Raw genomic sequence first — 13,103 nt, forward strand, 5'->3', positions numbered from 1 at the left:
TTCAGTGCGTGCGGAGCCCGGCGGGGTGCCCGGCCTGGTCGGACAGCTGGCGCAGCCCGTTGACGATGCCGCCGACCAGGTCGCCGTTGGCGAACGCGCTGGTCATGGAGAGCACCGCGAGGGCGCAGGCGCGGTCGGGCAGCCGGCGCGCGGCGCCGGCGCCGGTCACGACCTCCACCACGCCCTGGCCCGGTGAGACGGCGATGAGCACCGCGTCGGAGGGGTGGTCGCCCGAGCGGGCGTGCAGCTCCTCGGCGTGAGCGCGGGTCGGCGTGCGCAGCTCCCCGACGTAGAGGGTGAAGCGCAGCCCGGTCTCGCGGGAGGACATGGTCAGCGCCTCGTCCAGGCGGGCCAGCTCGCGGAAGCTGAACACCTCGTCGAGCCGGCCCTCGGCCGTGCGCGGGTGGAGGGTGTCGCCGACATCGGTGCCGGTGCGGGGGGCGTTGAGTTCGGGCGCGCGGGTCATCGCCGGCCTCCGGGGATGGTCGTCGGGACGTCGGGGAGAGTCATCAGGGCACCGTCACCAGGTCCCGCGGGCGCCGCCCAGCGGGCCCGCCGGCGGCGCGATGCGGGCAGCGGTGGCACCGCGGCTGTGCGAGCCGCCGGCACCGTCGCCGAGCGCGAGGCCGGCCCCCGACTCGGAGTCCAGCGCCCGCTCGCCCGGCTGCTCCGGGTACATCGACGACCCCAGCGCGGAGGTGCCGCTGCCCGGGACGGCAGCCGGGCCGTGCGCGGGCGCCGGGCCGTGGCCGCCACCGACGTGCGCCGGGTGCGGCTCGTACCAGACCGGGGCGTGGTTCCACGGCTGGCCGGGCTTGTACCGGGGACGCCGGTCGGCGCCGGGCCTGAGGGTCAGCAACGCCAGCACCAGCACGACGGCGAGCGGAATTCCGGCGTAGACGAGGAGGGTCTCGGCGACGGTCACACCCGACAACCTACCGGGACGTCGCCGTCCTCATCGGCTGTCGGTCCAGACGGCGGGGCGCCGGTGCGCCCACGGCCGCGCCTCCTCCAGCTGCGCCGAGAGCGAGACCAGCGTGGCCTCGTCGGCAGGACGGCCCACGAGCATGGTCCCGACCGGCAGGTCGTCGGCCGGCCAGTGCAGCGGGATGCTGACCGCCGGCTGCCCGGTGACGTTGAACAGCGCGGTGAAGGCGGCGTACCGCTTCTGCCGCTCGAAGTCCGGTCCGCCCTCGCCGTCCTCCCCGAACCAGCCGATCGGCCGGGGCGTCATGGTCAGCACCGGGGCGAGCAGCACGTCGTAGCCCGCGGTCGCGCGGAGGAACTGCCGGGAGAAGACGCGCAGGGCGAACATCGCCTGCATCGCGTCCCGCGCCGACAGGGCGAGTCCCCGCTCCTGCATCCAGCGGGTCAGCGGCGTGAGCAGCTCCTCCCGCCCGGCCGGGACCGGCAGCGTGGTGGCGCTGAGCGCCCAGACCCGCTCGAAGGAGGGCAGCACCGCGGGGTCCAGCAGCCCGGTCGGGACGTCCTCGACGACGTGCCCGAGGCTCTCCAGCAGCCGGGCGGCGTCCTCGAACGCCTCGGCCACCTCCGGCTCGAGCTCCACCCCGGGCATCGCCGACTCGGTGTAGCGCCCGATGCGCAGTCGGCCGGGCTCCCGGTCGGCCCAGCCGAGGAAGGTCTCGCCCGGCGGCAGCGGCGGGGCCCAGAACGGGTCGCCGATCTCGGGGCCGGCCATCGCGTCGAGCATCACCGCCGCGTCCCGCACGGTGCGGGCCAGCGGGCCGCTGGTGCCCAACCCGGTCACCTCGCTGCCGTAGGGCGCGTTGCTGATGCGGCCACGGGTCGGCTTGATGCCGTACAGGCCGTTGATGCTGGCCGGGATGCGGATGGAGCCCCCGCCGTCGCTGCCCTGGGCGAAGGGCACGAACCCGGCGGCGACGGCGACGCCCGCTCCCCCGCTGGAGCCGCCGGCGAGCCGCGAGGTGTCCCACGGGGAGCGCGCCGGCCCGACGAGAGCGTTGTCGGTGTAGCAGGGGAAGCCGAACTCGGGGGTGTTCGTCTTGCCGACGCTGATCGTGCCCGCGGCCGCGAGCCGGGTGACCACCGCGTCGTCGACGGCGGGCACGAAGTCGGCCAGCGCGGCCGAGCCGAACGTCGTCCGCACCCCGGCGGTGTTGTGCAGGTCCTTGATCGCGGTGGGGACGCCGAGCAGGGGCGGCAGCTCCCCGCCCTCCCGCAGCCGGGCCTCCGCGGCCGCCGCACCGGCCAGCGCCCGCTCGGGGGTCACGGTGATGAAGGCACCGAGCCCGCTGTCGTGCGCGTCGATGCGGGCCAGCGCGTGCTGCACGAGCTCGGTCGGGCTGACCTCCTTCGCGCGGACGGCGGCGGCCTGCTCGAGGGCGGTGAGGTCGTGCAGCGCGGTCACGGGGCGACGCTAGCCCCCGCGCATCCGGCACGGGGCCGCGGCGGCCGGGTGGGCGCGGTGCACAGTGGCGGGGTGGAACCGACCCGGGCGCACGCCGAGCAGCTCGACGCCGCCGACCCGCTGGCCTCCTTCCGCGGCCGGTTCGCCGGCGCCGACGAGGAGGGCCCTGACCGGCTGCTCTACCTCGACGGCAACTCACTCGGCCGGATGCCGCTGGCGACGCCGGCGGCGGTGGCCCGCGTCGTGGAGCAGGAGTGGGCGCGCGGGCTGGTCGGCTCGTGGGCGCAGTGGATCGGGGCCGCGACGCGGCTGGGCGACGAGCTCGGGGCGGGCGTCCTCGGGGCCGGCCCCGGTCAGGTGCTGGTCGGCGACTCCACCACGGTGAACCTCTACGAGCTGCTGGTCGCCGGCGCCGAGGCGCGGCCGGGCCGCGACGTGCTCGTGTGCACCGCCGACGACTTCCCCACCGACCGCTACGTCGTCGCCGGGGTCGCGGCGGCGCGCGGCATGGCGGTGCGGGAGGTCGCGGCCGACATCGACGAGGGGCTGGACCCGGCGGTGCTCGCAGCCGCCCTGGACGAGCGGGTCGCCGTCGTCGTCCTGTCGCTGGTCGCCTACCGCTCCGGCGCGCTCGCCGACGTCGCGGCCGTCACCCGCGCGGTCCACGACGCCGGGGCGCTGGTGCTCTGGGACCTCTCGCACGCCGCCGGCGCCGTCCCCACCGGCCTGGACGCCTCGGGCGCGGACCTCGCCGTCGGCTGCACCTACAAGTACCTCAACGGCGGTCCGGGGGCGCCGGCCTTCCTCTACGTCCGCCGCGATCTGCAGGAGCGGCTCCGGTCGCCGATCCAGGGCTGGTTCGGCCAGCGGGACCAGTTCGCGATGGGGCCGGAGTACGTGCCGGCCGACGGCATCGAGCGCTTCGGCACCGGGACGCCGCCGGTGCTCGGCATGGCCGCCGTCGAGGTGGGCGCGGCGCTGGTCGCCGAGGCCGGGATCGACCGCCTGGCCGCGAAGGGCCGGGCCATGACCGACCTCGTCGTGGCCCTCGGCGACGCCTGGCTCGCACCGCACGGGGTGGCGCTGGCCTCCCCGCGGCAGGCGGCCCGCCGCGGCGCGCACGTCACCTTCACGCATCCGCGGGCGTGGCAGCTCACCCAGGCGCTGGTGGACCGGGGCGTGGTGCCGGACTTCCGCACCCCCGACCGGGTGCGCCTGGGACCGGCGCCGCTCTACACGCGCTTCGTCGACGCGTGGGACGCGATGGCCCGCTTCCGGGACGTGCTCGAGGACCGCTCGTACGAGGCCTTCCCCGCCGAGCGCGCTCGCGTCACCTAGGAGGGCTCGGGGACGCCGATCGGGTTGCCGGCCGGCCAGTCCCCGGCGGCGACGACAGCGCGGCGGAGCGGCTCCAGCAGCTCGGCCAGCCGGGTGCAGCCGTCGTCCCCGAGCTCCCGCCACGGCCCGGCCGCCAGCCGGTCGGTGTCGGCCTCGACGGCCGCGACCGCGGCCCACCCCTCCGCGGTGAGCTCACCCCCTGCCAGCCAGCCGCGATCGGTCAGCGCCGCGGCGGCGCCGTCCCACGCCGCGTCGTCCCAGCCGCGCGCCTTCTGCAGCCACCCGCGGTCCGAGCGCCCGGCCGCGGCGGCGAGCACGTGCGCCTGCACGCCGTCGACCTCGCGCTGCACCAGCGCGACCGCGTGCCCGTCGCCCCGGTGCTCGCGCAGCGTGGTGAGGGCCTGCCACAGCACCAGGTGGGGCTCGCCGGGCACCTCCACCGCCGTGTTCGCGGCCGCCAGCGGGCGCCCCGGCAGGTCGACGGCGGCCGCGGCCGCCGCCGCCAGGTGCGCCGCCTCGAGCGACACCGCCGAGCCGATCCAGGCCTCCCCCAGCACCCGGCGCACGGCGGCGTCCACCCCGGCCAGGCGGGCCGCGAGCGCCGCCGCCGGGGTGGCGTCGGCCCACACCGCGGGCACCCGCCGGGCCACGAACGCCGGCGCGAAGTTGACGAAGACCGCCGTCACCACCTCCGGGCCGACGGCGCCCAGCGGGGCGGCGCGGCCGGCGAAGTAGCCGGACCAGAAGCCGCGCAGCCCCGCCTCCGTGAAGGCGGTCCGCGCCTCGTCTGCGAAGTAGGTGAGCGCGTGGAACGGCTCGGCGAGCGCCCAGAGCCGCCGCGCCACGGCGGGGTTCACGGGGCGGCCCCCGTGCAGGGGCCCGCCGCGAGCGTGCGAGCGGTGGGGGGCACGGGGGTCCTCTCAGGCGCTGACGCTCTCCGGCACTCCCAGCCACTCGCGCCAGCGGGGGTCGACGGTGCGGTGGCCCAGGAGTCGCCAGGCCGCGCCGCTGGGCGTGCTCGGCGGGCGGGGCAGCTTCCAGCCGAGCTCGGCGAGCGACCGGTCCGCCTTGGTGTGGTTGCACCGGCGGCAGGCGGCGACGACGTTGTCCCAGGTGTGCGTGCCGCCGCGGCTGCGCGGCACCACGTGGTCGATGCTCGTGGCCGAGCCGCCGCAGTACACGCAGGTCTGCCCGTCGCGGGTGAAGACCGCCCGGCGCGACAGCGGCACCGACGCCGGGTACGGCACGCGGACGTAGCGGGTGAGCCGCACGACGACGGGGACGGACAGGCTCAGCGTCTCGGCGTGCACGACGTCGGCGGCGACGTCGACCGACTCCGCCTTCTCCGTCAGCACGAGCACGATCGCCCGCCGGCTGGAGACCACGCAGAGCGGCTCGTACGTCGCGTTCAGCAGCAGGGTGGCGCCCGTGGTGGCGCGCGCGGGCACGGGGACGAGCGGCGGGACGGGGTCGCGCCGCGGGCCTGGGTGACCCGCCGACGTCGACCCGGGCGCGGAACGCGGCACGGATCACCTCCGGACGCCCCGGACCGCCGGGTGCTGCACGACCCGCGGGCAGCCCCATTCTGACCCGAGAACCGCCGTGCGGCGCACTGGGAATTCCCGCGGCGCCCCGGTCGTGTCCCTGGCGGCGACTAGCGTGCCCGGCATGCGCTACCCGGACGCCCCGCGCCTGGACTTGGTCGAGGAGCTCCACGGCCACCGCGTCGCCGATCCCTACCGCTGGCTGGAGGACCCGGCCGACCCCCGCACGCGGGAGTGGTCGGAGGAGCAGGACCGCCTGGCCGGCGAGGTGCTCACCGCCCTTCCCGCCCGCGACCGGTTCGCCGCGCGGCTCGGGGAGCTCGTGCGGGCGGGCGCCGTCGGGGTGCCGGTGTGGCGCGGCGGGCGGGCCTTCTCCACCCGGCGCGACCCCGGTCAGGAGCACGCCGTCCTGCGGGTGCGCGAGGCAGACGGGACCGTGCGGGTGCTCGTCGACCCGATGGAGCTGGACCCGGAGGGGACGACGACGCTCGACGCGTGGTCGCCCTCGTGGGAGGGCGACCGCCTCGCCTACCAGGTGAGCACCGGGGGCGACGAGGAGTCGAGGCTGTACGTCCTCGACGTCGCCACGGGGAAGGTGCTGGACGGACCGGTCGACCGCTGCCGCTACTCCCCCGTCGGCTGGCTGCCGGGCGGCGAGGAGCTGTTCTACGTCCGCCGGCTCGCGCCCGACCAGGTGCCCGCGGGCGAGGAGCAGTTCCACCGCCGGGTCTGGCGCCACCGCGTCGGTGCCCCGGTGGAGGACGACGTGCTGGTCCACGGCGGCACCTTCGACCCACCCGCCCTGGACCCGACGAACTACTACGGCGTCCGCACCAGCGCCGACGGCCGGTGGCTGGTCGTCTCGGCGTCGGCCGGCACCGCCCCCCGCGACGACGTCTGGCTCGCCGACCTGTCCGGCGACGGCGCCCTGCAGGAGCTGCAGCGCGGCGTCGACGCCCAGACCGCGGCCTGGGTGGCCCGGGACGGGCGGCTCTGGCTGCTCAGCGACCGCGGCGCCCCGCGCTGGCGGCTGGCGGTCGCCGACCCGGAGGACCCGGCTACCTGGGCAGCGGAGGCGTGGACCGACGTCGTCCCGCAGCAGGAGGGCGCCGTGCTCTCCGACGCGGCGCTCGTCGACGCACCGGACGGCGCCCTGCAGGTGCTGGCCGTGCACGCCGTGGACGCCACCGACCGGCTCTCCCTGTGGGCGGGCGACGGGGGTGGCCGGATCTCCGACGTGGCGCCCCCCGGCCCGGGCAGCATCTCCGGGGTGAGCGCCCCGCCCGAGGGCGGCACCGCGGCCTGGGTCGGTTACACCGACTACGCGACACCGCCGTCGGTGCTGCGCTGGGACGCGGCGGTGCCGGAGCGCCTGGCGCCGTGGGAGTCCGCCGACGTCGCCGGGGACGTGCCGCAGCTGACCGTCGTCGAGACGCACGCGCGGTCGCAGGACGGCACGCCGGTGCACCTCTTCGTCCTCTCCGGCACCGGCGCGCCCGACCGGCCCCGCCCGGCCGTGCTGTACGGCTACGGCGGGTTCAACGTCTCGCTCACCCCGGCCTACACGGCGCAGGCGCTGGCCTGGGTCGCCGCGGGCGGGGTCTGGGCGGTGGCCAACCTGCGCGGCGGCTCGGAGCACGGTGAGGAGTGGCATCGCGCCGGCATGCGGGGGCGCAAGCAGAACGTGTTCGACGACTTCGCCGCCGCCGGGGAACACCTCGTGGCCGAGGGGTGGACGACGCACGCGCAGCTCGCCGTGATGGGCGGGTCGAACGGCGGTCTGCTGGTCGGCGCCACGCTGACCCAGCGCCCCGACCTCGCGGCCGCCGTCGTCTGCAGCGCCCCGCTGCTGGACATGGTCCGCTACGAGCGCTTCGGCCTGGGGCGCACCTGGAACGACGAGTACGGCACCGCCGACGACCCGGAGGAGCTGGGCTGGCTGCTGGGCTACTCGCCGTACCACGCGGTGCGGGAGGGGACCGCCTACCCGGCGGTGCTGTTCACGACGTTCGAGTCCGACACCCGGGTCGACCCCCTGCACGGCCGGAAGCTGGCCGCCGCGCTGCAGCACGCGACGACGGCGGAGGCCCCGGTGGTGCTGCGCCGTGAGACCTCGGTCGGGCACGGCGCCCGCGCGGTCAGCCGCACCGTGGGGCTCGCCGCCGACCAGCTGGCCTTCCTCGCCGCGCACACGGGGCTCACCGGTTGACCGGTCACCGTGTCACGGGGAGGACACGCGCGGTCGGCGGTGCAGACTCCGCCGCTCCCGCCTGAAATGATTCCGGTAATGACCGGATCACCGACCGTGCTGGCCGCCGACGGCGCGTCGCGCGCCGCCGACCGCGCCGGGCCGGGAGCACGGTGACCGCCGCCGCACCGGACGGCCGCGACGAGGGCGGCACCGTCCGCCAGGCCACCTTCCGCGAGGTCTTCGCCGTCGGGGAGTTCCGGCCGCTGTTCGGCACCTACCTGCTCTCCGCCGCCGGCGACGAGCTCGCCCGGGTGGCGTTGACGGTGCTGGTCTACGACCGCACCTCCTCGCCCCTGCTCGCCGCGCTCACCTTCGCGATCAGCCACCTGCCCTGGCTGCTCGGCGGCCCGCTGCTCTCCGCGTTCGCCGACCGGCTGCCCCGCCACCGGGTGCTCATCGCCACCGACGTCGCACGAGCGGTGCTGGTAGCCCTGATGGCGATCCCGGGCATGCCGCTGCCGGTCCTGCTGGCCCTGCTCTTCGTCGTGGGGTTGTGCGCGCCACCGTTCGAATCGGCGCGCTCGGCGCTCATGGCCGACGTCCTCGACGGCGACCGGTACGCCGTCGCGACCTCGCTCACCGGCATCACGCTGCAGCTGGCCCAGGTGGGCGGCTTCCTGGCAGGTGGTGCGCTGGTCGCCGTCCTCAACCCGTCCGCCGCCCTGCTCATCGACTCCGCCACCTTCATCGTCTCCGCGATCTGGCTCTGGGCCCGGCTCCAGCCGCGGCCCGCCCCGGTGTCCGAGGGAGGTAGCAGCCCCGGATCGCTGTGGCGGGACACCGCGGAGGGCCTGCGCTTCATCCGGCGCAGCCCCCGCCTGCTCGCGATCGTCGGCGTGCTGTGGGTGACGACCGGCTTCGTCTACGCCTCCGAGGGCATCGCCGCGCCGCTGGTGGACTCCCTCGGCCAGGGTGCGACGGCGGTCGGCGTGTTGCTGGCGGCCAACCCGCTGGGCGTCACGATCGGCGGGCTGGTGATCGCCCGCCTCGTCCCGCCGGCGCGGCGCGAGCGGCTCGTCGTCCCGCTGGTGGCCTTCTCCCTCGGGCCGGTGCTCGTCGGCGGCGTGGTCGCCGCGGCGATGGGGCCGGGCGCAGTGCCGTTCTGGGTCCTGGTCGGGATGCTGTTCCTCTCCGGGCTCGGCGCGGCCTGGTCGATCCCGCTCAACGTGGCCTTCGTGCAGGCGGTGCCCAGCGCCTACCGCGGGCGCGCGTTCGGCGTCGCCGCCAGCGGGCTGGCCGGCGTGCAGGGCATCGGTGCCCTCGCCGCGGGCCTGGCCGCCGAGGGGCTCCGGCCCGCCGTCGTGGTCGCGCTGTCGGGCGCGCTCGGAATGATCGCGGTCGCCCCGGCGCTGAGGGCCTATCGGCGGACGCGTAACCGGGCGGACGCCGCGATCGAGGCCGAGGGGGCATCCGGGGCATGAGCGAGTCGAGGCGGTCCCTGCCGTCGGCGCGGACCTTCTACGACGAGGTCGGGGGCGCGGAGACCTTCCGCCGGTTGGTGGAGCGGTTCTACGCCGCCGTCCGCACCGACCCCGTGCTGCAGCCGATGTACCCCCAGGACGACTGGGAGGGCGCCGAGGCGCGCCTGCGCGGCTTCCTCGAGCAGTACTGGGGCGGGCCGACCACCTACTCCGAGCAGCGCGGCCACCCCCGCCTGCGGATGCGCCATGCGCCGTTCGCCATCGGCCCGGTCGAGCGCGACGCCTGGCTCACCCACATGCGCGACGCCGTGGACTCCCTCGGGCTGCCGCCCGAGCAGGACGCGACGCTGTGGGGTTACCTGGAGATGGCGGCCCGGAGCATGCAGAACCGGTGAGCACGTCACCGTAGGCTTGCAGCGCCGCTCGGAGCGACGACGCACGAGCCGGCCCCCCGCCGCGCCGGTCCCCTCGCCGGGACCCGGGCGCGCACCTCACCCCCGCACGTACCCGTCCAGAGGAGCCCGGTGAGCACCGAGCCGTCCCCCTTCCGCACGTCCGGCGCCGACTGGTGGCGCGAGGCGGTCTTCTACCAGGTCTACATCCGCAGCTTCGCCGACGGGAACGGTGACGGCGTCGGCGACCTGGCCGGCATCCGGTCGCGGCTGCCGTACCTGCGCGACCTCGGCGTCGACGCCCTCTGGATCACGCCGTTCTACCCCTCCCCCATGGCGGATCACGGCTACGACGTCGCCGATCCGCGGGACGTGGAGCCCGTCTTCGGCGACCTGGCGGAGTTCGACGCGATGCTGGCCGAGGCGCACGCGCTCGGCCTCCGGGTCACCGTGGACCTGGTGCCCAACCACAGCTCGCACGACCACGAGTGGTTCCAGGCGGCGCTGGCCGCCGGCCCCGGCTCCGCGGAGCGGGCGCGCTACCTGTTCCGCGACGGGCGCGGACCGGACGGCAGCGAGCCGCCGAACAACTGGCCGTCGGTGTTCGGCGGCCCGGCGTGGACCCGCGTGCCCGACGGGCAGTGGTACCTGCACATCTTCGCCCCCGAGCAGCCGGACCTGGACTTCGCCAACCCCGAGGTCGTCGCCGACCTCGAGGAGACGATCCGGTTCTGGCTCGACCGCGGGGTGGACGGCTTCCGCATCGACGTCGCGCACGGCATGGCCAAGCCGGACGGGCTGCCCGACATGGTGCCGATGGACGACACCGGGCTGCTGGACGACCACGGTCCCGGTGACCACCGGTTCGACCAGGACGGCGTGCACGTCGTCCACCGCCGGATCCGGGCGGTGCTGGACCAGTACCCCGGCACGATGGCGGTCGGGGAGGTGTGGGTCTCCGACGACGACCGGCTCGCCCAGTACCTGCGGGAGGACGAGCTCCAGCTGGCCTTCAACTTCAAGCTCCTCACCGCCGACTGGACCCCCGAGGGCCTGCGCGACGCGATCACCCACTCCCTCGCCGCGGTGGAGGGCACCCCGGCGCCGGCCTGCTGGGTGCTGTCCAACCACGACCGACCGCGGCACGTGACCCGCTACGGCGACGGCGAGCTCGGCACGCAGCGGGCCCGCGCAGCCGCGCTGCTGCAGCTGGCGCTGCCCGGTGCGGCGTACCTCTACAACGGCGACGAGCTGGGCATGCCGGACGTCGACCTGCCCGACGAGGTGCTGCAGGACCCCATCTGGTTCCGCTCGGGCGGCGCCGAGCGCGGGAGGGACGCCTGCCGCATCCCCGTCCCCTGGTCGGGCGACGAACCGTCCTACGGCTTCTCGTCGGCGGCCGAGACGTGGCTGCCCATGCCCGAGGGGTGGGGCGCACTCACCGCGGAGGCGCAGGGCGCGGACGACGGTTCGATGCTGTCGCTGTACCGAGCTGCGCTGGCCCTGCGCGCCTCGTCCCCGCTGTTCCGGGGCGAGGACCTGGAATGGGTGCAGTCACCCGACCGTTGCGTCGCCTTCCGCCGCTCCGGCGGGCTGACCTGCTTCGTCAACATGTCCGGGGCGCCCGTGCCGCTGCCCGAGGGCCGCGTGCTGCTCAGCAGCACCCCGGTCGACGACGGGAAGGTGCCCGACGACGCCGCGGTCTGGCTGCAGGCCTGACGGACGGGCCTCCGGGCGCCCACGGGCGCTCGGGTACCTTGCCGCAGGTGACGCCGGGCCGGCGACGCCTCCCCACCGGCGCACCGCAGGAGCTGACATGAAGACCCGGGACCTGGCCTACACCGCCCTCTTCGCGGCCGTTATCGCCGTGCTGGGGACCTTGCCGGCGGTCACCATCGGACCGGTGCCCATCACCGCGCAGACCCTGGGCGTGATGCTGGCCGGGAGCGTGCTGGGCGCCCGTCGCGGCTTCCTCGCCGTCCTGCTGTTCCTGGTCCTGGTGGCGATCGGCCTGCCGCTGCTGGCCAGCGGCACGGGGGGCCTCGCCGTGTTCGCCGGCCCGACCGCCGGCTACCTGTTCAGCTGGCCGCTGGCCGCGTTCGTCACCGGCTGGCTCACCGAGCGCTTCTGGGCCCGATACAACGTCGCCTGGGGCGTGCTGTTCAACGTCGTCGGCGGGATGGTCGTCGTCTACCTGATCGGTGTGCCCGTGCTCGCCGCCGTGGCCAACCTGTCGCTGGGCGAGGCGATCGTGTCCGGCGCCCTCCCGTTCCTCCCCGGCGACGCCGTCAAGGCCTTCATCGCCGCGGCGATCGCCGCTCAGGTGCGCCGCAGCTACCCGGTCATCGAGCGACCGCAGCGGGAGGTCGCCGCCCGGTGAGGTTCCGCCGGCCGGAGCCGCGGCCCGACGCCGTCGCCGATCCCGCCCGCGGGATCGAGCTGCGCGGGGTCTCCCACCGCTACGGCGACCGCCCGGTTCTCACCGACGTCGACCTGCAACTGACCGAGGCCCGCGTCGGCGTCGTCGGCGCGAACGGCTCGGGGAAGAGCACCTTCGCCCGGCTGCTCAACGGGTTGGTCGTCCCGACGTCCGGGGAGGTGCTGGTCGACGGCCTCGACACCCGAACCTCCGTGCGCGAGGTCCGCCGCCGCGTCGGCTTCGTGTTCCAGGACCCCGACGCCCAGATCGTGCACCCCACCGTCGCCGAGGACGCGGCGTACGGGCTGGAGAACCAGCGGGTCCCGGCGGCCGAGCGGGCCGAACGGGTGGCCGAGGTGCTGGCGCGGTACGGGCTCGCCGGGCACGCCGACCACCCCGCGCACCTGCTCTCCGGCGGCCAGAAGCAGCTGCTGGCGATCGCCGGCGTGCTGGTGATGCGCCCCGCCCGCGTCGTCTTCGACGAGCCGACGACACTGCTGGACCTGGTCAACGCGCGGCGGGTCGCCCGGGTCATCGAGGGGTTGGAGCAGCAGGTCGTCGTGGTCACCCACCAGCTCGACCTGCTCGACGGCTTCGACCGGGTGCTCGTCGTCGACGGCGGCCGGATCGTCGAGGACGCCGCGCCCCGCACGGCGATCGCCGCCTACCGCACGTTGATGGAGGGGCGATGACCCTCGCCCTCTACGTGCCGCGGCGCAGCCCGGTCCACCGCGTGCCCGCCGGGGGCAAGCTGCTGGCGCTCGCGGCGCTGGCCGTGCTGCTGTTCGCGGTGCCCACGCTGCCCGTGGTCGGCGCCGCCCTGCTCGGGGTGGTCGCGGTCGGCCTCGGCGTCGCCCGGCTGCCCGCAGCCGTGCTGGGCCGGCAGGCCCGCACGGTGCGGTGGTGGCTGGCGGGCCTCCTCGTCTTCCACACCCTGTTCAGCGACCTGCCGACAGCGGCCCTGACCGTGCTGCGCCTGCTCGCCCTCGTGCTGGCCGCCGCGGTGGTGACGGCGACGACGCGGGTGACGGAGATGGTGGCCGTCATCGAGCGGTTGTGCGCGCCCCTGCGCGTGCTCGGGGTGCGGCCCGCGCGGATCGGGCTGGTCGTCTCGATGGCGCTGCGGTTCATCCCCGTGCTGGCCGAGCGGGCCGAGCGGATCCGGGAGGCCCAGGCCGCGCGGGGCGGCTCGGCGCGCGGGATCCGCGGCATCCGGACCACGGTGACCCCGCTGCTGGTGCAGCTGCTGCAGATGGCGCACACGGTGAGCGAGGCCCTCGACGCCCGCGGCGCCGACGACGTCCCCCCGGCCCGGGGGCGCCGCACCCCCGCCGCCGCCTGAGCCCGGA

Annotated in this window: 13 protein-coding genes; 8 read left to right on the plus strand and 5 right to left on the minus strand. The window is 76.1% G+C overall.

Annotated features, from left to right (window positions below):
• Position 1: 1 nt before the first annotated feature.
• From ACI792_RS02910 to ACI792_RS02920, 3 genes are read right to left on the minus strand one after another with little or no spacing between them, the layout of a single operon-like run.
• Positions 2 to 466, minus strand: a complete 465-nt coding sequence (locus tag ACI792_RS02910) for a DUF5130 family protein (protein WP_456601246.1) — start codon at positions 464 to 466, stop codon at positions 2 to 4.
• A 54-nt stretch (positions 467 to 520) separates the two neighbouring features.
• The gene (gene ctaJ / locus ACI792_RS02915; RefSeq protein ID WP_456581444.1) at positions 521 to 925 is read right to left on the minus strand and encodes an aa3-type cytochrome oxidase subunit CtaJ; all 405 of its coding nucleotides are present in this window, start codon (positions 923 to 925) and stop codon (positions 521 to 523) included.
• A 30-nt stretch (positions 926 to 955) separates the two neighbouring features.
• The gene (locus ACI792_RS02920; protein WP_456601247.1) at positions 956 to 2,389 is read right to left on the minus strand and encodes an amidase; all 1,434 of its coding nucleotides are present in this window, start codon (positions 2,387 to 2,389) and stop codon (positions 956 to 958) included.
• A 72-nt stretch (positions 2,390 to 2,461) separates the two neighbouring features.
• Here ACI792_RS02920 and ACI792_RS02925 point away from each other — a divergent pair, with 72 nt between their 5' ends.
• Positions 2,462 to 3,727: a kynureninase gene (locus ACI792_RS02925; RefSeq protein ID WP_456601248.1), complete on the plus strand. Its 1,266-nt coding sequence runs from the start codon at positions 2,462 to 2,464 to the stop codon at positions 3,725 to 3,727.
• On the opposite strand, the gene ACI792_RS02930 is transcribed toward ACI792_RS02925, so the two are convergent.
• Entirely contained in the window at positions 3,724 to 4,584 is an 861-nt protein-coding gene (locus tag ACI792_RS02930) for an SCO6745 family protein (RefSeq protein WP_456601249.1), read from the minus strand. The two genes, ACI792_RS02925 and ACI792_RS02930, sit on opposite strands and share 4 nt — an antisense overlap.
• A 63-nt stretch (positions 4,585 to 4,647) precedes the next feature.
• Positions 4,648 to 5,175 carry an HNH endonuclease gene (locus ACI792_RS02935; protein WP_456581448.1) on the minus strand — a complete coding sequence of 176 codons (528 nt, stop codon included), beginning with the start codon at positions 5,173 to 5,175 and terminating at the stop codon, positions 4,648 to 4,650.
• Between the two features lie 220 nt (positions 5,176 to 5,395).
• Between ACI792_RS02935 and ACI792_RS02940 the strand changes: the two genes are divergently transcribed.
• The 7 genes from ACI792_RS02940 (at position 5,396) to ACI792_RS02970 (ending at position 13,096) form a co-directional block, all read left to right on the plus strand.
• Positions 5,396 to 7,480: a prolyl oligopeptidase family serine peptidase gene (locus ACI792_RS02940; protein WP_456601250.1), complete on the plus strand. Its 2,085-nt coding sequence runs from the start codon at positions 5,396 to 5,398 to the stop codon at positions 7,478 to 7,480.
• A 152-nt stretch (positions 7,481 to 7,632) separates the two neighbouring features.
• Positions 7,633 to 8,943 (plus strand): MFS transporter, encoded by a 1,311-nt coding sequence (locus ACI792_RS02945; protein ID WP_456601251.1) that lies wholly within the window; start codon positions 7,633 to 7,635, stop codon positions 8,941 to 8,943.
• A complete protein-coding gene (locus tag ACI792_RS02950; protein WP_456601252.1) occupies positions 8,940 to 9,338 on the plus strand; it encodes a globin in 399 nt (132 codons plus the stop codon). Before ACI792_RS02945 ends, ACI792_RS02950 begins: the two co-directional genes overlap by 4 nt.
• A 129-nt stretch (positions 9,339 to 9,467) precedes the next feature.
• Positions 9,468 to 11,054: a glycoside hydrolase family 13 protein gene (locus ACI792_RS02955; RefSeq protein ID WP_456601253.1), complete on the plus strand. Its 1,587-nt coding sequence runs from the start codon at positions 9,468 to 9,470 to the stop codon at positions 11,052 to 11,054.
• Positions 11,055 to 11,151: 97 nt separating this feature from the next.
• Positions 11,152 to 11,715 carry a biotin transporter BioY gene (locus ACI792_RS02960; protein WP_456601254.1) on the plus strand — a complete coding sequence of 188 codons (564 nt, stop codon included), beginning with the start codon at positions 11,152 to 11,154 and terminating at the stop codon, positions 11,713 to 11,715.
• On the plus strand, positions 11,712 to 12,446 hold the full coding sequence (locus tag ACI792_RS02965) for an energy-coupling factor ABC transporter ATP-binding protein (protein ID WP_456601255.1): 735 nt from the start codon (positions 11,712 to 11,714) through the stop codon (positions 12,444 to 12,446). Before ACI792_RS02960 ends, ACI792_RS02965 begins: the two co-directional genes overlap by 4 nt.
• Positions 12,443 to 13,096, plus strand: a complete 654-nt coding sequence (locus ACI792_RS02970) for an energy-coupling factor transporter transmembrane component T family protein (RefSeq protein ID WP_456601256.1) — start codon at positions 12,443 to 12,445, stop codon at positions 13,094 to 13,096. Before ACI792_RS02965 ends, ACI792_RS02970 begins: the two co-directional genes overlap by 4 nt.
• Positions 13,097 to 13,103: the final 7 nt, after the last annotated feature.

Source organism: Blastococcus sp. SYSU DS0669, from assembly GCF_054050895.1.

Coding starts and splice junctions, on each gene's coding strand:
- ACI792_RS02940 (WP_456601250.1), top strand. CDS start 5,396: ATGCGCTACCCGGACGCCCCGCGCCTGGACTTGGTCGAGGAGCTCCAC.
- ACI792_RS02950 (WP_456601252.1), top strand. CDS start 8,940: ATGAGCGAGTCGAGGCGGTCCCTGCCGTCGGCGCGGACCTTCTACGAC.
- ACI792_RS02960 (WP_456601254.1), top strand. CDS start 11,152: ATGAAGACCCGGGACCTGGCCTACACCGCCCTCTTCGCGGCCGTTATC.
- ACI792_RS02970 (WP_456601256.1), top strand. CDS start 12,443: ATGACCCTCGCCCTCTACGTGCCGCGGCGCAGCCCGGTCCACCGCGTG.
- ACI792_RS02910 (WP_456601246.1), bottom strand. CDS start 466: ATGACCCGCGCGCCCGAACTCAACGCCCCCCGCACCGGCACCGATGTC.